Origin of the sequence: Providencia sp. (assembly GCF_003533305.1) — a bacterium.
Classification (GTDB): domain Bacteria; phylum Pseudomonadota; class Gammaproteobacteria; order Enterobacterales; family Enterobacteriaceae; genus Providencia.
The window spans coordinates 17,460-40,936 of the sequence record NZ_DOEH01000028.1; the positions used below are offsets into that span (position 1 = coordinate 17,460).

Annotated in this window: 23 protein-coding genes; 16 read left to right on the top strand and 7 right to left on the bottom strand. The window is 38.2% G+C overall.

The genetic code is table 11. The features are described from left to right. Positions 1-6: 6 nt before the first annotated feature. The 11 genes from radC (at position 7) to mutM (ending at position 9,840) form a co-directional block, all read left to right on the top strand. Positions 7-672 carry a DNA repair protein RadC gene (radC, locus tag DD649_RS17690; protein ID WP_294110038.1) on the top strand — a complete coding sequence of 222 codons (666 nt, stop codon included), beginning with the start codon at positions 7-9 and terminating at the stop codon, positions 670-672. Positions 673-922: 250 nt separating this feature from the next. Continuing rightward, positions 923-1,159: a 50S ribosomal protein L28 gene (gene rpmB / locus DD649_RS17695; protein ID WP_294110040.1), complete on the top strand. Its 237-nt coding sequence runs from the start codon at positions 923-925 to the stop codon at positions 1,157-1,159. 11 nt (positions 1,160-1,170) lie between these two features. After that, on the top strand, positions 1,171-1,338 hold the full coding sequence (gene rpmG, locus DD649_RS17700; protein ID WP_004265124.1) for a 50S ribosomal protein L33: 168 nt from the start codon (positions 1,171-1,173) through the stop codon (positions 1,336-1,338). A 231-nt stretch (positions 1,339-1,569) separates the two neighbouring features. Beyond that, positions 1,570-2,634: a lipopolysaccharide core heptosyltransferase RfaQ gene (gene rfaQ / locus DD649_RS17705; protein WP_294110105.1), complete on the top strand. Its 1,065-nt coding sequence runs from the start codon at positions 1,570-1,572 to the stop codon at positions 2,632-2,634. Positions 2,635-2,649: 15 nt separating this feature from the next. After that, positions 2,650-3,774 carry a glycosyltransferase family 4 protein gene (locus DD649_RS17710; protein ID WP_336431011.1) on the top strand — a complete coding sequence of 375 codons (1,125 nt, stop codon included), beginning with the start codon at positions 2,650-2,652 and terminating at the stop codon, positions 3,772-3,774. Further along, positions 3,767-4,564, top strand: a complete 798-nt coding sequence (rfaP, locus tag DD649_RS17715) for a lipopolysaccharide core heptose(I) kinase RfaP (protein WP_294110109.1) — start codon at positions 3,767-3,769, stop codon at positions 4,562-4,564. Before DD649_RS17710 ends, rfaP begins: the two co-directional genes overlap by 8 nt. 29 nt (positions 4,565-4,593) lie before the next feature. Beyond that, positions 4,594-5,607 carry a lipopolysaccharide 3-alpha-galactosyltransferase gene (gene waaO, locus DD649_RS17720; RefSeq protein ID WP_294110111.1) on the top strand — a complete coding sequence of 338 codons (1,014 nt, stop codon included), beginning with the start codon at positions 4,594-4,596 and terminating at the stop codon, positions 5,605-5,607. A gap of 11 nt (positions 5,608-5,618) precedes the next feature. Continuing rightward, positions 5,619-6,860 (top strand): O-antigen ligase RfaL, encoded by a 1,242-nt coding sequence (gene rfaL, locus DD649_RS17725; protein ID WP_294110113.1) that lies wholly within the window; start codon positions 5,619-5,621, stop codon positions 6,858-6,860. Further along, positions 6,853-7,863: a glycosyltransferase gene (locus tag DD649_RS17730; RefSeq protein ID WP_294110115.1), complete on the top strand. Its 1,011-nt coding sequence runs from the start codon at positions 6,853-6,855 to the stop codon at positions 7,861-7,863. Before rfaL ends, DD649_RS17730 begins: the two co-directional genes overlap by 8 nt. Beyond that, positions 7,847-9,010: a glycosyltransferase gene (locus tag DD649_RS17735; RefSeq protein WP_294110117.1), complete on the top strand. Its 1,164-nt coding sequence runs from the start codon at positions 7,847-7,849 to the stop codon at positions 9,008-9,010. Before DD649_RS17730 ends, DD649_RS17735 begins: the two co-directional genes overlap by 17 nt. Before the next feature lie 20 nt (positions 9,011-9,030). Continuing rightward, a complete protein-coding gene (gene mutM, locus DD649_RS17740; protein WP_336431012.1) occupies positions 9,031-9,840 on the top strand; it encodes a bifunctional DNA-formamidopyrimidine glycosylase/DNA-(apurinic or apyrimidinic site) lyase in 810 nt (269 codons plus the stop codon). 20 nt (positions 9,841-9,860) lie between these two features. On the opposite strand, the gene coaD is transcribed toward mutM, so the two are convergent. Further along, positions 9,861-10,346, bottom strand: a complete 486-nt coding sequence (gene coaD, locus DD649_RS17745) for a pantetheine-phosphate adenylyltransferase (RefSeq protein ID WP_294110165.1) — start codon at positions 10,344-10,346, stop codon at positions 9,861-9,863. 214 nt (positions 10,347-10,560) lie between these two features. On the opposite strand from coaD, the gene waaA reads away from it, so the two are divergent. Next, complete coding sequence (waaA, locus tag DD649_RS17750; protein WP_294110122.1) at positions 10,561-11,838, top strand: lipid IV(A) 3-deoxy-D-manno-octulosonic acid transferase; 1,278 nt, start codon at positions 10,561-10,563, stop codon at positions 11,836-11,838. Positions 11,839-12,068: 230 nt separating this feature from the next. Continuing rightward, on the top strand, positions 12,069-13,529 hold the full coding sequence (locus tag DD649_RS17755; protein WP_294110125.1) for a glycosyltransferase family 39 protein: 1,461 nt from the start codon (positions 12,069-12,071) through the stop codon (positions 13,527-13,529). Between the two features lie 63 nt (positions 13,530-13,592). Here DD649_RS17755 and yibB read toward each other — a convergent pair whose 3' ends face one another. The 4 genes from yibB to rfaD all read right to left on the bottom strand — a co-directional run bounded on the left by yibB (position 13,593) and on the right by rfaD (position 17,567). Continuing rightward, positions 13,593-14,453, bottom strand: a complete 861-nt coding sequence (yibB, locus tag DD649_RS17760; RefSeq protein WP_294110126.1) for a protein YibB — start codon at positions 14,451-14,453, stop codon at positions 13,593-13,595. A gap of 104 nt (positions 14,454-14,557) precedes the next feature. After that, positions 14,558-15,520 (bottom strand): lipopolysaccharide heptosyltransferase RfaC, encoded by a 963-nt coding sequence (rfaC, locus tag DD649_RS17765; protein ID WP_294110128.1) that lies wholly within the window; start codon positions 15,518-15,520, stop codon positions 14,558-14,560. A 1-nt stretch (position 15,521) separates the two neighbouring features. Continuing rightward, positions 15,522-16,568 (bottom strand): ADP-heptose--LPS heptosyltransferase RfaF, encoded by a 1,047-nt coding sequence (gene rfaF / locus DD649_RS17770; RefSeq protein ID WP_294110129.1) that lies wholly within the window; start codon positions 16,566-16,568, stop codon positions 15,522-15,524. 60 nt (positions 16,569-16,628) lie between these two features. Beyond that, complete coding sequence (gene rfaD / locus DD649_RS17775; protein ID WP_294110131.1) at positions 16,629-17,567, bottom strand: ADP-glyceromanno-heptose 6-epimerase; 939 nt, start codon at positions 17,565-17,567, stop codon at positions 16,629-16,631. Between the two features lie 267 nt (positions 17,568-17,834). Between rfaD and DD649_RS17780 the strand changes: the two genes are divergently transcribed. Further along, positions 17,835-19,031, top strand: a complete 1,197-nt coding sequence (locus DD649_RS17780) for a glycine C-acetyltransferase (protein ID WP_294110133.1) — start codon at positions 17,835-17,837, stop codon at positions 19,029-19,031. Positions 19,032-19,050: 19 nt separating this feature from the next. After that, positions 19,051-20,076 (top strand): L-threonine 3-dehydrogenase, encoded by a 1,026-nt coding sequence (gene tdh, locus DD649_RS17785; protein ID WP_294110135.1) that lies wholly within the window; start codon positions 19,051-19,053, stop codon positions 20,074-20,076. A gap of 68 nt (positions 20,077-20,144) precedes the next feature. On the opposite strand, the gene DD649_RS17790 is transcribed toward tdh, so the two are convergent. Next, a complete protein-coding gene (locus DD649_RS17790; protein WP_294110137.1) occupies positions 20,145-21,221 on the bottom strand; it encodes a divergent polysaccharide deacetylase family protein in 1,077 nt (358 codons plus the stop codon). Between the two features lie 33 nt (positions 21,222-21,254). Further along, positions 21,255-22,547, bottom strand: a complete 1,293-nt coding sequence (envC, locus tag DD649_RS17795; RefSeq protein WP_294110139.1) for a murein hydrolase activator EnvC — start codon at positions 22,545-22,547, stop codon at positions 21,255-21,257. 420 nt (positions 22,548-22,967) lie between these two features. Here envC and DD649_RS17800 point away from each other — a divergent pair, with 420 nt between their 5' ends. Further along, entirely contained in the window at positions 22,968-23,405 is a 438-nt protein-coding gene (locus DD649_RS17800; RefSeq protein ID WP_294110140.1) for a rhodanese-like domain-containing protein, read from the top strand. Positions 23,406-23,477: the final 72 nt, after the last annotated feature.

The following is a 23,477-nucleotide window of genomic DNA, read 5'->3' on the forward strand; positions in this document are numbered from 1 at the left end:
GCGGTAATGAATGAACATTTGGCATTGTTGCCACGAGAAAAAATATTGGCGTATGGTGCTGCTGCGCTATCAAATGCAGAATTACTCGCTATTTTTCTAAGAACAGGTAGTCAAGGAGAACCTGTTTTGCAATTGGCAGAGCGCTTACTTAAGGAATTCGGTTCGCTATATCTATTACTACAAGCGGATTATACTAAGTTGGCGCAATGTAAAGGGATGGGGGCATGTAAATTTACGCAATTACAAGCGGTTAGTGAGTTAGCTCGTCGTTTTTTTTCTGAACAATTCCTACATGAAGATGTAATGTCGGGACCTGAATTATTAAAAACTCGGCTTTTAGAGTTGTTTGCAGGACAAGAGCGAGAGGTCTTTATGGTGCTATTTTTAAATAATCAGCATCAGATTATTTGTCAGGAAGAAATGTTTAAAGGAACTTTGAATCGAGTTGAAGTTCATCCACGTGAAATTATTCGCTTTGCTATTAAAATGAATGCTAGCGCTATTATTTTAGCCCATAACCATCCTTCAGGTAATCCCGAACCTAGTGTTGCAGATAGGCAGGTTACTGAGCGCATTCACAGTGCTTGTTCAATAATGGGGATTAAATTACTCGACCATTTTGTGGTCGGACACAAAAGTTGCGTATCATTTACTGAGCGAGGATGGCTATAAATTCATTTTTTTGACTAAAAAATGACAACTTTCGTTGTGTTGGGCTTGAGTGGAAACGATTGAAAGCGTATACTACGGCACCTTTAAGGATCTCGGGTTTGGCGAGAAGAGCCTATCTCAGTAAATTTTTACTTAGGTAATGACGGTTTTTTTAGTCACTTAAAGTTTGCTGAGATGGGCTCCAAAGCCTGACGAGGCGGCCATACCCAGAACATAAAGCTCGAGCTGATTAGATTTTTGGAGAATAGACATGTCACGAGTCTGCCAAGTTACCGGCAAGCGTCCAATGAGCGGTAACAATCGTTCACACGCATTAAACGCGACTAAACGTCGTTTTTTGCCAAACCTGCACTCTCACCGTTTCTGGATTGAGTCTGAGAAACGTTTCGTAACACTGCGTGTATCTGCTAACGGTATGCGTGTTATCGATAAAAAGGGTATTGATGCTGTTCTTGCTGAACTGCGTGCCCGTGGTGAGAAGTACTAAGGAGCTAAAAAATGGCTAAAGGTATTCGCGAGAAAATTAAGCTAGTCTCTTCAGAAGGTACAGGTCATTTCTATACCACTACGAAGAACAAGCGCACTATGCCGGAAAAACTGGAATTGAAAAAATTTGATCCAGTTGTTCGTAAGCATGTGATCTACAAAGAAGCAAAAATCAAGTAGTTTTGCTTTCTGCGTAAAAAACCCAGCCTCGGCTGGGTTTTTTTATTTCTTAAATTATTATTAATAAGCGCTATAAGCACTCAATGTGATAGTGATTAAAAGCTATAACCGTTATCCTGAAAGTAGTAACATACTAAGTATTCATTGAATTAATAATGTTATTTATTGTCAAATAACATTATTGTTAAGTAATTTTTCATTTTACCTATAAAAATTGATTAAGAGTGCCTGGTGAAAAAACAGTTTAAAAAAATTCTTATTATCAAGATGAGGTTTCATGGGGACATGTTGCTGACGACGCCCGTTATCAGCTCATTAAAGCACCAATATCCAGATGCCGAAATTGATGTTCTGCTTTATCAGGATACGATCCCCATTTTATCGGAAAATAGCGAGATAAATGCCTTATATGGAATAGCAGGCAGAAAAAGTGGTGCGATTAATAAAGCATGTAATTTTATCAAATTGCTGCTGAAGCTACGCAAAAATAAATATGATTTAGTGGTAAATTTAGCCGATCAGTGGATGGTATCTCTACTTGTGCGAGCCATCCCTGCTGAAATGAAAATTTCTCATCAATTTAACCATCGAAATACCCAATATTGGCGTAATAGCTTTACGCACCTTAGTGTTCCCGAAGGTGAACATGTGGTCATGAATAATCTCTCTGTGCTTGAACCGTTAGAAATCAAAGAACTCAAAACACATTTAACGATGTCATATACAGAGCAAGATTGGAAAAATATTGACCAAAAACTCTTAGAGCTTGGAGTGCACAGTAGTTATGTTGTTATCCAGCCGACCGCGCGCCAAATGTTTAAATGTTGGGATGATGAAAAATTTTCAGAAGTGATTGATGCGTTACAATCTCGCGGCTACCAAGTGGTGCTCACTTCTGGCCCGAGTAAAGAAGATATTGAATGTATCAATAATATTGCCTCTGGCTGCAAAGTTAAGCCAATAACCGAGTTAGCGGGTAAGACCTCATTTCCTGAACTTGGCGCACTTATTGCTCATGCGGCATTATTTATTGGAGTCGATTCTGCCCCAATGCACATTGCCGCAGCGGTAAAAACACCGATTGTTTGCCTCTTTGGTGCAACAAATTATGTGTTTTGGCGTCCATGGAGTGATAATGCAGAGCTATTTTGGGCCGGTGATTATGAGCCAATGCCACCAAGAGATGAGCTAGATAGAAGTAAAAAATATTTGTCTATCATCCCTGCATCTGATGTGATTAAAGCGACAGAAAAATTGTTACCGATGAATATCCGCTCAATGATGAAAAGATATTAATATGTGGGGTATTAAATGACAGTGGCATTTTGTCTGTATAAATATTTCCCTTTTGGCGGTTTACAGCGTGATTTTTTACGTATTGCGATGGCTTGCCAAAATCGCGGCTATCATATTCGCGTCTATACCCAATCTTGGGAAGGTGAAATACCTGAAGGACTTGAAGTGATTATTGTCCCCGTGACTTCAAGCACCAATCATGGGCGAAATACCCAATACTGTGAGTGGGTACTAACACACCTTAAACAACATCCGGTTAGCCGAGTTGTCGGTTTTAATAAAATGCCAGGTTTAGACATTTATTATGCCGCTGATGTTTGTTACGCAGAAAAAGTAGCTAATGAAAAAGGTTTTTTTTATAAGTTAACACCACGTTATAAGCATTATATAGCTTTTGAAAAGGCTGTTTTTGAGCAAGGTAAATCGACTCAATTATTGATGCTTACTCCACATCAAATTACACATTTCAAAAAACATTATTCTACTGAATCTGAGCGCTTTCATATGTTACCGCCTGGCATTGCACAGGATAGAAAATATGATAAGCAGATTGCAGAGGCAAAACGCGTTTACCGTGAAAAAAATCAAATTCCCCAATCGGCGCTTTTATTACTGCAAGTTGGCTCTGATTTTAAACGTAAAGGGGTTGATAGAACGCTTCATGCGATGGCATCTTTACCTGAAAATGTCAGAAAAGATACGTTATTGATGGTCGTTGGACAAGATAAACCCGCTAAGTATCAGCGTCTCGCTAAAACACTCGGTATTGCTGAACAAGTTTCTTTTTTCAGTGGGCGTGATGATATTGCACAATTGATGGCAGCAGCAGATATTTTAATGCATCCCGCATATCAAGAAGCTGCTGGAATTGTCTTATTGGAAGCGATAACGGCGGGTTTACCTGTTATTGTGACTGAAGTGTGTGGTTACGCGTCATTTATTGACCAAGCTCAATGCGGTATTGTAATTAAAGAGCCTTTTGAGCAAGTTAAATTGAATAGAGCGTTATCGGAGAGTTTGCAAAATAAACAACAGCTAACTCAGTGGATGAATAATGCGCAATATTTTGCAGATACGGAAGACTTATATAGTTTACCGGAGAAGGCGGCTGATATTATTTTAGGATGCCAAAATGATTGAATTAAAAACGCCTTTTAGTGAATTATGGAAAAATAAAGACCCTTTTGTCGAAGCCGATAAATTGCATGGTGAAGTTTTTCGTGCATTAGAAAGCCGCAGAACATTACGTTTTGAGCTTGAAGGTCGAAGCTATTTTATTAAAATTCATTATGGCACCTCATTGAAAGAAGTTTTTAAGAATTTGATTTCATTTCGCTTGCCTGTTTTAGGTGCCGATAGAGAATGGAATGCGATTCATCAATTGTCTAAAGTGGGTGTTGATACAATGAATGGCCGAGCATTTGGTCAAAGAGGTTTGAATCCTTTACGGCGTCATTCTTTTATTGTCACTGAAGACTTAACGCCAACAATAAGTTTAGAAGATTACTGCGCAAATTGGTTAACGGAGCCGCCTAAGTTTAACGTTAAGCAGATGATTATTCATCGAGTGGCAGAGATGGTACGCAAAATGCACGCCACTGGTATTAACCATCGTGATTGTTATATCTGTCATTTTTTACTTCATTTACCTTTCACGGGTAATCAAAGTGAATTAAAAATATCGGTCATTGACTTACATCGCGCACAATTAAGAACGGTAGTTCCTACTCGCTGGCGTGATAAAGACTTAATTGGTTTATATTATTCATCATTGAACATTGGTTTAACCCAACGGGATATTTTTCGTTTTATAAAAATTTATTTTGGTTTATCTTTAAAAGAAATTTTACTTCAAGAAAAGCGGTTGATAGCAAAGGCTGAAAGTAAAGCCGAGCGGATTGAAGAACGAACAGCTAGAAAATCATTATAAATTAAATAGAAAGAAGAGAGAAAAAAGAAATGTTTTTTGATAAGCAAAATGCGGTAATTAAACAGATTGATTTATCATCATCTGACATTATTGATAGTAGTGATAGCTTACATATTTCTTACGGTATCGATCGTAATTTTCTATATGGCTGTGGTATATCAATTGCTTCAATACTTAAAAATAATTCGAATATTTCTTTTTCTTTCCATGTGTTTACCGATTATTTTGATGAAGAACAATCTCAGCTTTTTCATGACCTTGCATTACAATATAAAACAAGCATCCAAATTTATGTAGTTGACTGTGAACAATTAAAATCATTACCAAGTACTAAAAACTGGTCATATGCTACGTATTTTCGTTTTATTATTGCTGATTACTTTTCTGACCACCTAGAGCGTCTGATTTATATGGATGCAGATATCATGTGTCAGGGGTCGCTGAAAGAGCTATTAGATATCAAATTTGGTCAAAATGAAATTGCAGCAGTTGTACCCGAAAGAGACAGTGTATGGTGGAAAAAAAGAGCTGATGCGTTAAGTATCCCAAGTATTGCAACAGGGTATTTTAATGCAGGCTTCTTAGTTATTAATTTAGTCAATTGGGCTAAAGATAATATATCAACAAAAGCAATGGCGCTATTATCTCAAGAGGAAGTGAAAGCAAAGCTTTCTTATCTTGATCAAGATATTTTAAATATGCTTTTGACTGAGAAAGTGATTTATCTTGATCAAAAATACAATACGCAATATAGCCTAAATTATGAGCTTCAAAAGGGTAAAAAAGAGAATCCAATCACCGAGAATACTATTCTTATTCATTATATTGGACCGACAAAACCATGGCATGAATGGGCTAATTATGCAACATCTCAGCCTTTTATTGATGCTAAAAATGCATCTCCGTGGAAAAATATTCCTTTATTAAAAGCAAAAAGTAGTAATCATTTAAGGTATTGTGCTAAGCATCAAACTAATCAAGGACTATATTGCCAAGGCATAAAAACACACTTTCAATATTTTCTAGCTAAACTGAATAAATAATTGGGCTGACTATGTCTTTTTTAGAAAAAAATGAAATACTTATTTCGAAGTATAATAGATTTTTAATTTTTTTATTTGTTGCTCTTTTTTTTGTAGAAAATGTGACAAGATATAAGCATATTTTGTTTTATTTGATGATAGCGACTGCACTCATTTATTTATGTATTGACACTAAAAATGTTTTAAAAACGCTTAATAATAAAGTGTTGTACTTAGTTTTGTTGTTCTCTGCTATTTTGTATATAACCATAAGTTACTCTTCAATACCTAGTGTATCGATAAAGGCAATCAATAATAACTTATTGAATTATGGGATATTATCGTTATCGGTATTATTTCCTATTTTGTTGTATAAAGAAAATCAGAAAAGTATATCTAGCTTATTGCTTATTAGTTTTACAGTATCATTAATCGTGGTTTTACTAATTGAATTATATCGATATTATGTCGCTTATCATAATGGAGTTCTTCCGTTTACGACGTATGATTTTAGGCATGTTTCTGATGCTTTAGTTTTTTTCTTTCCCATTATTCCTATTCTCTGGTATTTACTTCCTAAATCAAAGTTAGTTTATTTTTATTTGCTAAGTGTTGTTTTTTTATTTGTTTTACTAGGTACTTTATCTCGAGGCGCTTGGGTGGCTGTTGCTGCCGCTGCAATTATTTTTTTATGTTTTAAGCGTCCTTGGAAACTCATCGGGATTGGGTTGGGGATAATGGTGATTTCCTTGGTGGTATTAAAAACAATTTATCCAGATGTGACCAAAAAACTATTTTATAAACTAGAGCAAACAGATAGTACACATCGATATCAAAATGGAACTCAAGGCACTGCTTTTGAACTCATCATGGATAAACCTATCGTAGGTTATGGATTTGGCGATAAGATATATCATGAGAAATATAATAGTGTTGTTAAAAATAACCCAACATGGACATTTAGAACGTCTATAGGCCCGCACAATATTTGGTTATATACTTGGTTTGGTGCCGGCATTATGGGACTTATATCCTTTGGATTGGTATTTTTCGCAATGTGTTATTCCTCCTTAAGGGGAATATTCCATAGTACCTCTCAATCAAAAATTTACTTTTCTTTTATGGCGTTGCTGATCAGTTTAGTTAGCTTCTACCTTGTGAGAGGAATGTTTGAACAAATTGATCTAAAGCCATTAGGAATTTTGCTCGGGTTTTTAATTGCAATGATGGGGCATAACCCTAATGAGCAAAAGGAAAAGACTAGCCATGAATAGTATTGTTACACATAAACAAGTGTTAAAAGCTAAAAGCAATAGCTCTCAAGTTAATTGTATAGATATTATTTATGGTTCTGATGAGAACTATCAATTCGGCGCGGGTGTTTCAGCAGTATCTTTGTTGATTAATAATCCACACATTTTTTTTAGATTTCATTTTTTCTTTAATACAGTTGACACTCAATTTTTAGATAAGCTCAGACAAATAACGGAACAATTTTCAGCTGAAATTATTGTGTATGAATTAGATAATGCGTTATTAAAGAAATTACCATCTTCAGATGTTTGGTCATCTGCAATGTATTTTCGTTTAATAGCTTTCGATTATTTATCAAGCGATTATGACTATGCATTATATTTAGATGCTGATGTTATATGTAATGGTTCGTTAGGTTTAGCAACAAGTCTAATCGAAAATAGTGTTTGTGGTGTTATTGCTGATGATTTAGGGGTGAGAACTAAAAGTGGATCTCGTTTACGTACACCTGAATTAGTTGACACTTATTTTAACTCTGGCGTCATGTTTGTTAATTTAAAAAAATGGCATGAAGAGCAAATAACAACGAAATGTTTTGAACTGTTATCTGCTGATAATGCGAAAGTGTTATATAAATACCCAGATCAGGATGTATTAAATCTTCTTTTGAAAGATAAACTCGTGTTACTTGATAAGCGATTTAATACGATTTATACCTTAAAAAATGAGCTTTATGACTCTACACATCAAAAATATAGCGACATAATTACAACGGATACAGTGCTAATTCATTACACTGGGGTAACAAAACCTTGGCATACATGGGCGAATTATCCGGCTTCACAACCTTTTTATCGTGCACTAGAACAATCTCCATGGGCAATTACAGATTTAAAACCAGCAACAAAGTTTGTGGAAAGGAAGAAAGAATATAAGCATTTATTTAAGCAGGGTGCTTTAGTTGCAGGTTGTATTTCAGGTATAAAATACCTTTTTGAAAAACTTAATGGTAAAAAAAGATAATATCATGATTAAAAAAGCTATATTTACTGTTACTCCTATTTTTTCTATACCGCCTAAAAGTGCTGCCGCTGTTGAGTCCTGGATGTATAACGTCGCTAAAAGATTAGATATAGAAAATCGGATTATTTGTATACAAAATGAAGGCTATACAAGTCATAGTGATGTAAATGACAACTGTGCGATTGAGCGTATTAAATTCGGTAAAATTTATACGCGACTTTTTAAAAAATGGACAAGATTAGACCCTTATTCATACGCGGATAGGATTGTTAAAATAAAAAGACAATTTGCCCAAAATACAGATGAAAGCGTTATATTTGTTCATAATAATATTAAGTTATTCAAAAAAATAATTAAAAAAGAAGGGCATAGCAATGTTGTATTACATATGCACAACTGCTTTGAACCTGAAAATCTTCCTGAAGACATAAAGTTAATCGTACCTAGTCGTTTCATGCAAAATTGGTTTCGTGAACGTTTACCTCATGCGCTAATTGAAGTTGTTCGTAATGGCTTTGATGGCGAAATTTATGCTTTACCTCCTGAAGTTCAGCGCGAAAATTTTGGCTTAAATGCAAAAGATAAAATCGTATTATTTGCCGGAAGAATTGCTAGAGATAAAGGATTGCTTGAGCTAATGCAAGCTTGTAATACCTTTTTTAGTGATGATAAGCATTATAAGCTAGTGATTGTTGGCGATCCTAATGCAGCATCGAAAGGTGAATTAGCAAAATATCAAGATGAAGTAAAAAGCTATGCTAAAAACTTAGGAGATCAATGTATTTTTTTGGGCGGTGTTCATCCCGATAAAATTAGACATTATTACTCTATTGCGGATGTTATTGCCGTACCTTCGATAACTAATGAGCCATTTTGTATGGTTGCTCTCGAAGCAATGGCCTCTGGTCGCCCTGTTATTGCAAGTCAGCGAGGCGCGATGATTGAATTCGTTACTCATAATGAAACAGGTTTTATTTTTAGGGAACCACTTTCACCTATAATGATGGCAGAAGACATTCATCATGCTTTAAATCATCCAAATGCCTTTAATATAGCCAGAAATGCGAAAGAGTATGCTTATCATAATTTCACGTGGGAAATTGTGAAAGACGAGCTTCAAAGTGTGATCCATAAATGGTACTCATAATCTGAAAGAAGAGTTTTAACATGCCAGAACTACCTGAAGTTGAAACCAGCCGCAGGGGAATAGAACCTCATTTAGTCGGTAACATCATCTCATATGCGATTGTGCGTAATGGCCGTTTGCGTTGGCCTGTGAGTGAGCAAATTGAGCGTCTATCGGATGAACTCGTGCTCAGCGTACAGCGACGTGCAAAATATCTACTCATTGAGCTTACCAAAGGTTGGATTATTGTTCACTTGGGAATGTCGGGCAGTATTCGAATATTGACTGAAGAACTACCTGAAGAAAAACATGACCATGTCGACTTGATAATGAAAGATGGAAAAGTACTTAGATATACTGACCCTCGACGTTTTGGTGCTTGGCTATGGTGTGACGATTTAGAAACGAGTTCGGTACTTGCTCATCTAGGACCTGAACCTTTATCTGATGAGTTTAATGCCGAGTATTTGTTTGAGCTTGCCGCCAAAAGAAAAACAGCGATAAAACCGTGGCTGATGGACAATAAAATTGTGGTTGGTGTCGGCAATATTTACGCGAACGAGGCTTTGTTTGCGGCTAAAATTTCGCCTGAGAAAATTACCAATACATTGACTTTAGTCGATGCAACGGAACTCGTCACTCAGATAAAAAAAGTATTACAACGTTCAATAGAGCAAGGCGGTACTACATTAAAAGATTTTCTTCAGTCTGATGGTAAGCCGGGTTATTTTGCGCAAGAACTTTTTGTTTACGGTAAGAAAGGTGAGCCCTGCTCAATATGTGGGACACCCATCGAAACTATCAAGCAGGGGCAACGCAGTACATTTTTTTGTCGTCAGTGCCAAAAGTGATAATTTAATATCGTAAAATTTTACGCTTTATTGAGTTTTTTCAGCATTGCCTCTGAGACGATAGGCGGCAAAAATGAAGAGACATCGCCATCATGTAGTGCAACATCTTTGATTAAAGATGAAGAAACAAACGATAAGCTTTGAGATGGTAATAAAAAGACCGTTTCAAGATCAGGCACAAAATGGCGATTCATATTAGCCAGTTGCCATTCATATTCAAAATCAGCAACTGAGCGAACGCCTCGAATTAAAATATTTGCGTTGTGTTTTTGAGCAAACGTTGCCATAAGCTCCGAAAATCCAACAACTTCAACGTTATCTAGGTGAGAAGTGACTTGTTTTGCCAGCTCAACACGCTCATCAAGGGTAAACATTGGGCTTTTTCGTTGGCTATTGGCAATGGCTAATAGCACATGATCAAACATGGCCGCAGCGCGAGTGACAATATCAACATGCCCTGAAGTAATGGGATCGAATGTTCCGGGGTAGATAGCTTTATGTTTCATGTTCATATTATCTCATTGTTTATTATTACTTATTCGAAAATTTAGTATGAATAAGCGATATTTATCATCAACATTATCGGCTATTACGTATTGTTGCAACATGAGATGATACCCTTCAATAAATTTTAAGCCCTATTTTAGCTGCATATTCTGCACACTTTCATCAAAGGTTTATGGTAAGATAGCGCCAATTTTGGTAAGTGAATTAGAACGAATGTTACTGCGTTTATATCAAGTACTCCTTTATCTCATCCAGCCATTTATTTGGGTTCGCCTATTGCTGCGTGGCCGTAAAGCGCCTGCGTATCGCAAACGTTGGGGTGAACGCTATGGTTTTTGCGCTGGAAAAGTCGTACCTCAAGGTATTTTACTGCATTCAGTCTCTGTAGGTGAAACGCTGGCAGCGGTACCATTAGTTCGAGCACTTCGTCATCACTATCCTTCATTGCCGATCACTGTGACAACTATGACTCCAACTGGGTCTGAACGGGTTCTTTCTGCTTTTGGCGATGATGTTTATCATGTTTACCTTCCTTATGATTTACCGGGCTCTATGCGTCGTTTCCTTAAACAAGTTGATCCAAAACTAGTGATTATTATGGAAACCGAACTATGGCCGAACATGATCAACCAGTTGCATAAACGTAATATTCCCTTAGTGATTGCAAATGCACGTTTGTCGGCGCGTTCAGCTGCTGGTTATCAAAAACTCGGAAATTTTGTCAAGCGAATGCTGCGAAATGTCACTATGGTCGCAGCACAGCATCAAGAAGATGGTGAGCGATTTGTTCAGTTAGGTTTAAGACGTATGCAACTGAATGTCACTGGTAGCTTGAAGTTTGATATTTCAGTTACGCCAGAGCTTGCGGTAAGGGCAATAACTTTACGCAGGCAGTGGGCCGCACATCGTCCTGTGTGGATTGCGACGAGTACTCACGAAGGTGAGGAAGCGATTGTGTTGGAAAGTCATCAGAAATTACTTAAACGTTTTCCGAATCTATTGTTGATTTTAGTGCCTCGCCATCCAGAGCGTTTTGCCAAGGCGGAAGAGCTGACACAAAAAGCCGGATTACGCTTTATCCGTCGTAGTAGCAATATGATCCCTTCTGCTGATGTTCAGGTTGTAATCGGCGATACCATGGGTGAACTGATGTTATTGTACGGAATTGCTGATATTGCGTTTGTTGGTGGTAGCTTAGTTGAAACTGGTGGGCATAATCCGCTAGAGGCTGCGGCTCATGCTTTACCTGTATTAATGGGGCCACATACCTTTAACTTTAAAGATATTTGCGGCAAGCTATTACAAGCTGATGGTTTGATCACCGTCACTGATAGTGAATCGATGGCTCAAGCCGTTACTAGTTTATTATCAGATGAAGATTATCGCTTATATTATGGGCGACATGCTGCTGAAGTTCTGCATGAGAACCAAGGTGCTTTGCAACGGTTGTTAACATTATTACAGCCTTATTTACCGCCAAAAGAGCAATAATATTGTTGGATTGTTTTTTTAGTTAACTGAACTTGAACAAGACAACAATGAATGCTGACTATTTCAGACTAATCCTTATTATTCCAGATAAACTATAGTAGACTTCACAGCTAATTTTCCTTTCATTCTATTGAGTATTTTATTATGGGTTATTGATACTCGAATAGAGCTGTGGATATTTTACGTTAGATTTTTTAACTATTTTAAAAAACAACCTTTAGATGCCGAGTATGCCAGCAATCAATCAACCAATATCAAACAAATATGTTTACTTATGGATCATCGGGTATGCCATTGCGTGGATATTCGCTAGCTTCTATTTTGATCCAACGGTTCCTTATGACACGGTTGAAGCCGTTAACTGGGGAATGAATGGAGAGTGGGGATCGCCTAAAAACCCGTGGTTTGTTGGGGTGATGATGTGGCCCGCTATTCATTTAGGTATCTCTTACAGTTTTTATTGGTATTTTATTCATTTTGTTGGCATTGCTTTTGGGTTATTGGGTGTTTGGAAATTAACGTACCGTTTAACTGAACGTCGAGACCTTGCTTGGTTTGCGATGCTAATGTTGAACCTATCCGGTATTATTAATTTCGATATTATTCCCTATAATGATAATTATATTTTAGTGACTTTCTGGGCATGGATAATTTATTTCTTTTTACGTGCCGTGTATGAAAACCCGGCATGGTGGCTACTTTTTGCCTTATTTTCTGGGCTGGCTACCATGGGGAAATATTCCACGCTTGCTTTGGTAGGTTCAGTTTTTTTATTAACCCTATTGGTGAAACAAGCTCGTCAAAGCTATCGATATCCAGTCTTTTATCTTGCTATAGCACTATGGTTTGCTTTGGTATTACCAAATTTCTTTTGGTTGATGGCCAGTGATTTTTCTGCTTTTAAGTGGGTAGACTCACAGATTGCTCCTGGTTTTAACCTTCATACGACAGAAGCCGCATTGAGTGTATTTTATCCCTTAGTGATTGCCACGATTATTTTATATTGTTGTGGTGGTAAATTAGGTTGGCCAAAAGCATTAGCTAACCGAATGGCTAATTTTATTGTTTTATTTCCTTTGATTGTTATCTATGGCTGGTTTTCCTTCCATGATGGCGGTCGAATTACGGAATGGCTACAGCCTTTTATGGCCGTTTGTGCGCCTTTATTTGTTGGTTCTATTAGTGTGATGCCGAAAAAGCCATTAAGAAAATCATTGATTGGATTGGCTATTTTCGGTGTTTTGGTTTTATTGGGGTATATGACCGTGCAAGGGGCGAATATTCAAGGTGCTGGGCAGAAATTTATTGGTGTGAAAACATTGATTGCAGAAGGTGAGCAGCGTTGGTATCAGCGTTATGGTACTCCAGTAAAATACGTCGGTGGTGAAGATAACCTGCATCAATGGTTTATTATTTATGCGAAAGATAAGCCCCATGTGATTCAACCATGGACATTAGAAAACCATATGCCACCGAATGTGTATAATCGTTATATTACCGAAAGTGAAATTCGTAAACATGGCGCTATATTACTAGGTCGTAAATATGATGATTGTGCCCATGAAAACTTTAACAAAGTACGTCAGTATTGGCCGCAATTCACTATCGAAAAAGAAGATGTGATATATCGTTCTGAGCCAGATGCTAAACCTGAAACTATGTGTTTTGGATTTATTGCGCCGGAGAAGTAATTAAATTATTGTGCTATATCTTGTTTATTTAAAAATAAGATATAGCTCTAATTATAATTAATATTATTTAATAATCCTTAAAAGGATTGCTAGACGAGTAAAATAGTTAACTTTTGATTTTTGATGAAATAATTTAAAAACAGAAAACCACTTCATATAACCTAAATAATTTAGTTTAAATAAATCAGGGTGCTTACTAGCACAAATCAAAAAAATACCTTGGTCATCATCAATGATCCCTGAGAGTAATAGTTTTTTCTGTATTTGTGTGACTAGTTTGTAAAACTCAATCCATTTATCTTTAGCTGCAACAATAACGCCGCCAATAATATATGTTTCATTATTAATGACTTTATCCATAACACTTTGTTCATCTTCTAGATTTAAGCCATCTTGAATGGAAAAAAGATGAACATAATTTTTATCAAAAGGATGATTCCATTCTTTTATTCCATAAAGTACTTTATCTTTTCGAACATAACCAAAATCAACCCAAGAAATTAATTCACTATCAGCTAAGCCTAAATTTATCGCAGTATTAACAAAATAAGGTTTTAAATTATTGATTAAGACATACTCTGCTGACCAGTACTCTGGGTTTTTTAATTGTTCTGGTTTAATTAATTTTTTAAATGAATCACTATGTTGTATAGCTGAAATTTTGTTTATCGTGTATTTAAACTTGTGGTGTAGATCCAGAGTGATGACATGAGTTGGTTTTCCCTCTCTTATTTTGAGAATCTGTTCTTTCAAGTCAGGAGAAGTAAATACGATAATTTTATTATCAATACTTGATAACTTATTGAAATAATTAAAATAAGTTTCAGCCGTTCTCTCTAGTCTATCAGAACGACCACTTTTAGCATTCCAATTTCCCCTGCCGATATCAAAGAATGCTGTAATTAATGTTATTGATTTGTTCATTATAATTAAGGTGTTTTCTGGATAAAGAAAAAAGAACACAGATCATAATATATGTATTAACTGTGAGGTTAAAAAAAGAAAATTTCTTTAGCAAAGATACCTTTCTATAAGAAATGTTTCAACTGCTTATAAATGTCATCAGCATTAATATACACCATTGTGCTATTAGCCGACTTAATGCTGTGCTGTGCTTGTCCATAACCACCAATCAAACCGGGATCTGTGGGGCCAAAAAGGGTAAAGTTGGTTTTATCCAAAGCGGCGGTTAAATGGCTCAGGCCTGTATCGACAGAGACAACTGCTTTTGCATTCGCAATTTGCTGCGCAACTTGCGCGAGAGTTAGTTTCGGTAATACTTCTACAAAATCAAATCCCTCGGCTAGGCGTAATGCCCTTTGCTGCTCATGCTCCGTTCCCCACGGTAATCTGACCTGTACTCCGGTATTTGCCATCAACGTTATTAACTCGCGCCAGTTTTCTTCTGGCCAATGTTTGTCATCACGTGTGGTGGAGTGTAGAAAAATAACATAAGGGTTCATTGCTTCAGGGGAAGATTGTAAAAACTGGTGAGCAATGGCGTAATCTCCCTGAGTTGTCGGACATGAATAGCCAAGGCTTGCGGCAAATAATTGGCGAATACGCTCTACCGCATGTTGCTGCTTACTAATTGCATAGCGATAATTATAAAAAAAGCTAGCGAGAGGCTCGCGAATACTGTGGCGGTCATAACCATGTTTTGGACCATGAGCTAACCGAGTGACCAAAAAGGCGCTTTTTAATAATCCTTGTGCATCGATGATTGCATCATATTGATTAGCCTGGATTTGATTGCGAAATTTGGCACGTTCGGCTCTAATCGGTGCAGAAAACCAGTTTTTCCGCCAGCGACGAATAGCCACAGGGATCACTTGGTTAACCGCGCTATGCCATGTTGGAATTTGAGCAAAACCTTCTTCAACTACCCAATCGAATTGAATATTCGGTATGGCTTTCTGCGCGTCGGTTAAAGCGGGTAAGGAATGTAAAACGTCGCCCATAGAGGATGTTTTGACTAAAAGCACGCGCATATTATTCAATACCTATATTTAAACGTGCCAAGGCATCGATAACTAATTGAGGCTGAATATCAATCAAGCTTTGATGATAGCCGCTATCCCCATCGCCTTTGCGAACTTTATGATAGCCACTAATTAAGCGAATAACTTCTGCTTTATTGGACAGTGGAGGCGTAAAGTCAGGGCTACTTGGTCCATAAAGCGCAACTAATGGTTTATCGAGTGCGGCAGCGACATGCATAAGACCAGAGTCATTACTCACAATTGCTTGGCAGGCATCAATCAGGTTTACAGCTTGATCTAATGATGTTTTTCCAGCGAAATTGTGGCAGTGCTGCTGTGCATTTTTAGTTAAACTGCGGCGAATGTCTTCCCCTGCATCATTGTCTTTTTGGGAACCAAAGAGCAAGACTTGATAACCTTTCTCACTAATCATTTTTTCCGCTAAGGCCGCATAATGATAGTGTGGCCAACGTTTAGCGGGACCAAACTCAGCACCCGGACAAAAACCAATAATTGGGCGTGAATGTTCAATATTAAACGTATCCATTACATGAGTGACATCTTGTTTATTTGTCACTAATTTCGGCCAGAGTATTGGTGTTGGGATATCAGTTGCAGATTTAATGATTTGCTTATCATAAGCTAATGCAACATAGCGTTGCACCATCAGTGGAAAAGCGACTTTATTTAATGGGCGAATATCATTGAGTAAACCATAACGCATTTCGCCTCGCCAGCCGGTTCTTTTGGCTATTTTGGCAAAGAAAGGCACCAAGGCAGATTTGAATGAATTAGGTAAAACAATCCCTTGGTCATAGCCATTTTTTCGCAAATTGACGCCTAATCGGCGACGTTCACCAATATCAAGCTTGCCATGACCTAGAGGCATTGGGATTGCTTGGCTGACTTCTGGCATTTTAGCTAATAGTGGACGGCACCACTCAGGCGCCATCACATCAATTTGAGCATGGGGATGCAGTGCTTTTATCGTGCGATATAGGCTTTGCGACATCATCATATCCCCTACCCATGAGGGGCCGACCACTAATATTTTCATAAAACCACTATCGTTATAAAATCGCTAGTTTGATAAAACTAATGCATTTATCAATGAGAATTAATCTTCTTTATTTAGCCAATGCATATATTCGGTGACGCCTTCGGCAACGGTTTTAAACGGCGCGGTATAACCTGCTGCACGTAACTTAGTGAGATCTGCTTGCGTAAAGCTTTGGTAGCGACCTTTTAGTTTTTCAGGGAATTCAATGTATTCAATAGCGACATTTTTGTCTTTATGGAAGCTTGTCACGGCATCAGCAACTGCTTGGAAAGATTCGGCGCGGCCGGTACCACAGTTAAAAATCCCCGAAACATTGTTTTGCCAGAACCACAGGTTCATTGCGGCTACATCACCGACATAGATAAAGTCACGGCGGAAAGTATCGCTACCTGCAAATAGTTTTGGGCTTTGACCTTCATTAATCTGTTTGTTTAAGTGGTAAGCCACGCTTGCCATGCTACCTTTATGTTCTTCATTAGGACCATATACATTGAAGTAACGGAAGCCACACACGGTTGAATTTGCTTCTGGTAGAATCTCACGAACATATTGGTCAAATTGGAATTTTGAATAACCATAAACATTAAGTGGTTTTTCAAATTCACGTTCTTCAATAAAATTATCGCTACGGCCGCCATAGGTGGCAGCAGATGAAGCATAGAGGAATGGCACTTCACGTTCTAAGCAGTAGTGTAGTAACTCTTTAGAGTATTGATAATTATTATCCATCATATACTTGCCATCCCACTCTGTGGTTGATGAGCAAGCACCTTCATGGAAGACTGCATCGATATCACCAAAATCATCGCCAGAAAGAATACTGACGAGAAAATCTTCTTTATCTGCGTAGTCTGCAATATCAAGGTCAACAAGGTTGGCAAACTTAGTTCCGTCTTTTAGATTATCCACAACGAGAATATCTGTACGGCCTATATTATTTAGGGCTCTAATAATATTGCTGCCAATAAAACCTGCTCCACCAGTGACTATGATCATTGGGTATACCTCTAATGGGTTAAGAATAAATTGAATAATGTCTTGGTGCGTATAATAACACCTCTTTGCATTGACGACAGTATTAACCCGCCATACTTTGAGTTCCCATTCAATGACTAACAATTCGAATAATTTAGGGTAAAACAACTTCAATGCAGTCAATTATCGTGATCTTGGCTACAAACTTAACTTATTTGCTCACAGATTGTCGCCAGTTGTAGAGACTATTATTAAACTCTGCAAATAGTCACTCTATAGGAATAAATTATGTCGGATCAATTTTATCAGCAGATTAAAGACCAGTTAGTGCAAACTCAGGCGGACGGGTTATTTAAAAATGAGCGAATTATTACCACCTCACAAGATGCGGATATTGGAATTGCTGGGGGAAAGCGGGTCGTTAATTTTTGTGCTAACAACTACCTTGGTTTGGCTAATCATCCAGCGTTGATTGAAGCTGCGAAGCAGGGAATGGATAGCCACGGCTTTGGTATGGCTTCTGTTCGATTTATCTGCGGTACACAGGATAATCATAAAATTCTTGAAAAAAAACTTGCTGATTTTTTAGGCTTTGAAGATGCCATTCTTTATTCATCTTGTTTTGATGCCAACGGTGGCTTATTTGAAACCTTAATGGGGCCTGAAGACGCTATTATTTCAGATGCGCTTAATCATGCTTCAATTATTGATGGTGTTCGGCTTTGCAAAGCTAAGCGGTATCGCTACAGCAATAATGACATGATTGAACTCAAACAGCGTCTAGAAGAGGCGAAAGCCGCAGGTGCTCGCCATATCATGATCGCCACCGATGGTGTTTTTTCGATGGATGGGGTGATTGCAGATTTAAAATCAATTTGTGATCTTGCGGATGAATACCAAGCATTGGTGATGGTTGATGACTCTCACGCGGTGGGTTTTGTTGGTCAAAATGGTCGCGGGAGTCATGAATATTGTGAAGTGATGGGACGAGTAGATATTATCACCGGTACCTTAGGTAAAGCTCTTGGTGGCGCTTCTGGCGGTTATACGGCAGCTAAAAAGGAGGTGGTTGAATGGCTACGTCAACGCTCTCGTCCTTATTTATTTTCTAATTCACTTGCACCCGCGATTGTCGCTGCATCCATTAAAGTCATTGATATGATGGGTGAAGGTCAGGCTTTACGTGAAAAATTATGGCGTAATGCTGTGTTATTTAGAGAAAAAATGACGACAGCTGGCTTTACTCTTGCAGGTGCCGATCACGCCATTATCCCTGTCATGTTAGGGGATGCCAAAGTTGCTCAAACATTTGCAACTGAGTTACTTAATGAAAATATTTATGTGACAGGATTTTTCTACCCAGTTGTTCCTCAAGGACAAGCGCGTATTCGCACGCAAATGTCCGCTGCACACTCTGAGGAAGATATTTTACGCGCTGTTGATGCATTCACCCGTATTGGCAAAAAACTCAACATAATTAAATAAAGAGAGAATAAGGTCGCCTATGAAAGCACTGTCCAAATTAAAAGCAGAACCAGGTATATGGATGACGGAAGTTCCTAAACCGGAACTTGGACACAATGATGTGATGATTAAAATTCGTAAAACGGCTATATGTGGAACGGATGTACATATCTATAACTGGGATGAATGGTCGCAAAAAACGATCCCAGTGCCGATGGTGGTCGGTCATGAATATATTGGGGAAATTGTTGCTATTGGACAGGAAGTCAAAGGATTTTCTATTGGTGATAGAGTCTCTGGGGAAGGGCACATAACTTGTGGTCACTGCCGTAATTGCCGGGGTGGGAGAACCCATCTTTGCCGCAATACCATCGGTGTTGGGGTTAACCGTCAAGGATGCTTTGCCGAGTATTTAGTTATTCCTGCCTTCAATGCATTTAAAATACCAGACAATATTCCTGATGAGATTGCTGCGATTTTTGACCCGTTTGGTAATGCGGTTCATACGGCACTTTCCTTTGATTTAGTCGGGGAAGATGTTCTTGTTTCAGGGGCTGGCCCAATTGGTATTATGGCGGCAGCCGTGTGTCGCCACGTGGGGGCTCGTCACGTTGTTATCACTGATGTTAATGATTATCGGCTTGAATTAGCTAAGAAAATGGGTGTTTCACGCGCAGTGAATGTTAGTCGCGAAAATCTCAAAGATGTAATGAACGAGCTAGGTATGAAAGAAGGTTTTGATGTGGCTCTTGAGGTTTCAGGTTCCCCTGCCGCTTTTCAGACTATGTTAGAAACCATGAACCATGGTGGCCGCATTGCATTGTTAGGTATTCCACCTGCATCAATGGTGACTGATTGGAACCAAGTTATCTTTAAGGGCTTATTTATCAAAGGAATTTATGGCCGAGAGATGTTTGAGACTTGGTATAAGATGGCGACTTTGGTTCAATCAGGTCTCGATTTATCACCGATTATCACTCATCAATTTTCTATTGATGACTTCCAACAAGGTTTTGACCTGATGCGCTCAGGCCAGTCGGGTAAAGTGATATTGAATTGGGATTAATTTTTATCTTAATTTAACTTAGCAGTTAGTTTCCAGTTACCTCGGTGGTAACTGGAAATGTTTTATATTTATTTTTGTGTGAATAGGGGCGGTTTTTGCTTCCCTAATTTTTCCGTTACCTTTTCGGCTAATAACGGCTGCAATGTTTTATCGTGACAAATTGCCTCAACCACAAACATCAAAAAATTGATTCCTTGCAAGCGTTCGGGTGTTTGTTCAAACTCACAAACGCCGATTTCTAGTGGTACTAACGGGGTTACGACCATTTTAGATTCATTTGACGCAGGGGCAATCGGTTTCTGTGACTGCTCTGGTTTATGGGTAGATTTATTATTAATATTTTTTTCAGGTAGCATTTTTAATGGTTTATCGGGCTGATTATTACCTGACTGGCTGTTACTTGATGGGTTACCCGTAGATTGTTGTCCAACTAATGCGCTGACAGCAACTAACTCAATGTCCGCAGGTAGCTGAGGAAGATATTTTTGTAAGGCTCTTACAGTTGAAGGGTGTGGGTGACCAATCGCCACCGCACTGCCGTGTTTGCGTGCATAGGCAACCGCTTTATTCAACTGAGTTCGCGTTTCTTCTTCTGACTGATTATTATCAATAAAAATATTGCGTCTGGCGGTTGGTACACCAAACTCTTTTGCCGCATTGACGGCTTGGGTATTGCCAATAGTCACGCTGTCTAAGAAGAATAGATTAGAATGAGATAATGAACGCATCACATTTTTCATCCCTGCTAAGCTCGATGTCATCTCACTGCCCATATGATTATTCATTCCTTTGGCATAAGGCACTCGGCTGATGGCGTTTTTAATGATGCGATCAATCTCGCCAGCACTCATTGATGGCGCTAATGTATCTTTTTCAAGCGGTTGCTTGCTTAATGGTTTCATGGGCATGTGGATCAAAATTTCACGCCCTTGTTGATGTGCTTTTTCAGCCACTTCACGACCATGGGGAGAGCTCGGTAAAATCGCAATTGTGACTGCGGTTGGCAGCGCTAATATTTGGTTATCTTCTTTGACTCGATAGCCAAAATCATCGATAACAATAGCTAATTTTGCTGCATTCGCCTGTAAACATATGATTAATAGTGATAGACCAACAAATAATCTCAGTGGCGAGTGCTTTAACATAATTATTTTCCTAACTTTTTATAGTTGGCTAGGTTATTTTCCTAACCAAGGGCGTGGGTTAACAGTTTTACCCTGCCGGCGAATTTCGAAGTATAGTGAAGGCCGTTCTTGACCTCCGCTACTTCCTACTAATGCAATTGGCTGTCCTGCTCGTACTTCTTGGCCAACATTAACCAAGGCACTTTGGTTATAACCGTACAGGCTCATATCGCCTTTACCATGCTCAACGACTACTACTAATCCGTAACCCTGTAGCCAGTCAGCAAGTAAGACGCGGCCATCTGCGATTGCTTTAACTTGTGTTCCTTCATTGGCGGCAATTACCATGCCTTTCCAACGTAGTTCGCTGGAAATGACATCGCCATAATTATGTAAAGTAGAGCCACGCACAGGCCAAAAAGCTTGGCCCGCAGGGCGACCTAATCCACCTGTTCTCGACATTAGTGAACGTTCACTTTCGGACGGCTTATACGTCGCGCCTTTTTGTTTAGCCTGACGTTCTTTTTGAGCGACTTCAGCGCGGATACGGGCTGCTTCTTTGGCTTCACGTTCTGCTCGTGCTTTGGCTTCACGTTCAGCGCGTACAATTTTATCTCGTAACCTTGCTTCATTTTGTTTCAAAACAGCAAGATTCTTTTGGTCTTCTTTTAAAGTACTTTCAAGGACAGTCAGTGTTTTTTGGCGATCAACTTTTGCAGTATCTAATTTATTTTTTTCTTGTTGCTGCCGTGTAAGCGTCGTTTTTTGCTCTACTAATTTTTTCTGTTCAAGTTGTTTTTGTTGGTTGAGTTCTAAAGTGGTTTCTTCAAGTTCAATAATATTTTTTTCACGAGCTTGATTTAAATAGCTGTAATAAGCCAGTATGCGTTCCTCTCGTTGGCCTTCTTCCCCTTTTAATAATAGGGTGAGGCCTTGATGTTTACCTAAGCGAAAGGCGGCATCCAGTTGTTCAGACAACAATTTTTCTTGTTCAGTTTTCTTTTTTTGTAATCGATTAATATTGCTATTGAGAGAGGTAATTTCACTACCAAGCTGCTTTAATTGAGTTTGAGTTTCATGTAATCCACGGCTTGCAGCAGAAATATTTTTTTCTTGTAGCTTAAGCTGTTCGAGAAGAGCTGATCGTTTAGCTTTTTGTTCTTGAACACTTTTTTCTTTATCCGCAATACTCTTGAGTAGGTCATTTAGTTGACCTTTATTTTCAGTGATCTGATTTGCCATTGCAGTCGGGATAGGCGCGATAGCCAATAAACCCACGCAAAGTAGGGCAGAAGTAATAGCCTGACGAATAAATAATATTTTCATTCGATAATGTGTGTTGGCCATTGTGATAGAACACCTCAATTAAATGCAATAACAGATTATTTCATCTGCAAGTTTTGGTTTCCAGTGTTCTCTTGTAAAAAGGGCTGAAAACATGGGCTAATTAGGATTATTGCTATTTTGACAGATCATCATTAAGTTAAATAATATCCTTTCATTATCAACGATTTTACAGGTATAGCCAGTGTTGATGTGCTTTTTATTACAGAGCGGTCATTTAGCTTACCGTTTAACTTATGTTAAAATACCAGCGCTGAATTTTAAAAGAAAAAGCCTATTTTTTAGAAAACAAAGCTAATTTTGCATACTTTATTATAAAAAAAAACGTGTAGTTTGCGCGAACTGGCTGTAATTAGCTCAACACAAAGGTATACTCTGAACCCTTTGATATTCGTTTTTAACTAACGGGAGTAATTGCCCCCCATGATCCAAGAAATCATGCAATTTGTAAGCCGGAACATGTTATTGAGTCTGGTTTGGATAGCGCTATTAGTTGCCGTGGTCGTAATGACCTTTAAAGGCCTTTTCTCAAAATCTAAAGTGATTGCTCGCTCTCAGGCGATCACACTTATTAATAAAGAAGAGGCAGTTATTGTAGATTTACGGACTCGTGAAGATTTCCGCAAAGGACACATTATTGATTCTATCAATTTAACGCCGTCTGAAATTAAAGATAATAATTTAGGTGAGTTGGAAAAACATAAACAAAAACCTATTATTATTGTTTCAGGTAGTGGTATGGAATCAGCAAAACCTGCGGAACAATTAGCACAATACGGTTTTGAAAAAGTTTTTGTCCTGAAAGAAGGGATCGCTGGTTGGGCAGGTGATAACCTCCCACTAGCTCGTGGCAAGAAGTAGCTATCCGATATATAGCCTGTATCTGTAATTATTGTTATCTAATAATAGGTTAGAGCTTAAAACAAGGTGAGA

Excerpts from the sequence above, each read along its gene's own strand:
- radC (WP_294110038.1), top strand. The coding sequence starts at position 7 with ATGAATGAACATTTGGCATTGTTGCCACGAGAAAAAATATTGGCGTAT.
- rpmB (WP_294110040.1), top strand. The coding sequence starts at position 923 with ATGTCACGAGTCTGCCAAGTTACCGGCAAGCGTCCAATGAGCGGTAAC.
- rpmG (WP_004265124.1), top strand. The coding sequence starts at position 1,171 with ATGGCTAAAGGTATTCGCGAGAAAATTAAGCTAGTCTCTTCAGAAGGT.
- DD649_RS17710 (WP_336431011.1), top strand. The coding sequence starts at position 2,650 with ATGACAGTGGCATTTTGTCTGTATAAATATTTCCCTTTTGGCGGTTTA.
- rfaP (WP_294110109.1), top strand. The coding sequence starts at position 3,767 with ATGATTGAATTAAAAACGCCTTTTAGTGAATTATGGAAAAATAAAGAC.
- waaO (WP_294110111.1), top strand. The coding sequence starts at position 4,594 with ATGTTTTTTGATAAGCAAAATGCGGTAATTAAACAGATTGATTTATCA.
- rfaL (WP_294110113.1), top strand. The coding sequence starts at position 5,619 with ATGTCTTTTTTAGAAAAAAATGAAATACTTATTTCGAAGTATAATAGA.
- DD649_RS17730 (WP_294110115.1), top strand. The coding sequence starts at position 6,853 with ATGAATAGTATTGTTACACATAAACAAGTGTTAAAAGCTAAAAGCAAT.
- DD649_RS17735 (WP_294110117.1), top strand. The coding sequence starts at position 7,847 with ATGGTAAAAAAAGATAATATCATGATTAAAAAAGCTATATTTACTGTT.
- mutM (WP_336431012.1), top strand. The coding sequence starts at position 9,031 with ATGCCAGAACTACCTGAAGTTGAAACCAGCCGCAGGGGAATAGAACCT.
- coaD (WP_294110165.1), bottom strand. The coding sequence starts at position 10,346 with ATGAAACATAAAGCTATCTACCCCGGAACATTCGATCCCATTACTTCA.
- waaA (WP_294110122.1), top strand. The coding sequence starts at position 10,561 with ATGTTACTGCGTTTATATCAAGTACTCCTTTATCTCATCCAGCCATTT.
- DD649_RS17755 (WP_294110125.1), top strand. The coding sequence starts at position 12,069 with ATGCCAGCAATCAATCAACCAATATCAAACAAATATGTTTACTTATGG.
- yibB (WP_294110126.1), bottom strand. The coding sequence starts at position 14,453 with ATGAACAAATCAATAACATTAATTACAGCATTCTTTGATATCGGCAGG.
- rfaC (WP_294110128.1), bottom strand. The coding sequence starts at position 15,520 with ATGCGCGTGCTTTTAGTCAAAACATCCTCTATGGGCGACGTTTTACAT.
- rfaF (WP_294110129.1), bottom strand. The coding sequence starts at position 16,568 with ATGAAAATATTAGTGGTCGGCCCCTCATGGGTAGGGGATATGATGATG.
- rfaD (WP_294110131.1), bottom strand. The coding sequence starts at position 17,567 with ATGATCATAGTCACTGGTGGAGCAGGTTTTATTGGCAGCAATATTATT.
- DD649_RS17780 (WP_294110133.1), top strand. The coding sequence starts at position 17,835 with ATGTCGGATCAATTTTATCAGCAGATTAAAGACCAGTTAGTGCAAACT.
- tdh (WP_294110135.1), top strand. The coding sequence starts at position 19,051 with ATGAAAGCACTGTCCAAATTAAAAGCAGAACCAGGTATATGGATGACG.
- DD649_RS17790 (WP_294110137.1), bottom strand. The coding sequence starts at position 21,221 with ATGTTAAAGCACTCGCCACTGAGATTATTTGTTGGTCTATCACTATTA.
- envC (WP_294110139.1), bottom strand. The coding sequence starts at position 22,547 with ATGGCCAACACACATTATCGAATGAAAATATTATTTATTCGTCAGGCT.
- DD649_RS17800 (WP_294110140.1), top strand. The coding sequence starts at position 22,968 with ATGATCCAAGAAATCATGCAATTTGTAAGCCGGAACATGTTATTGAGT.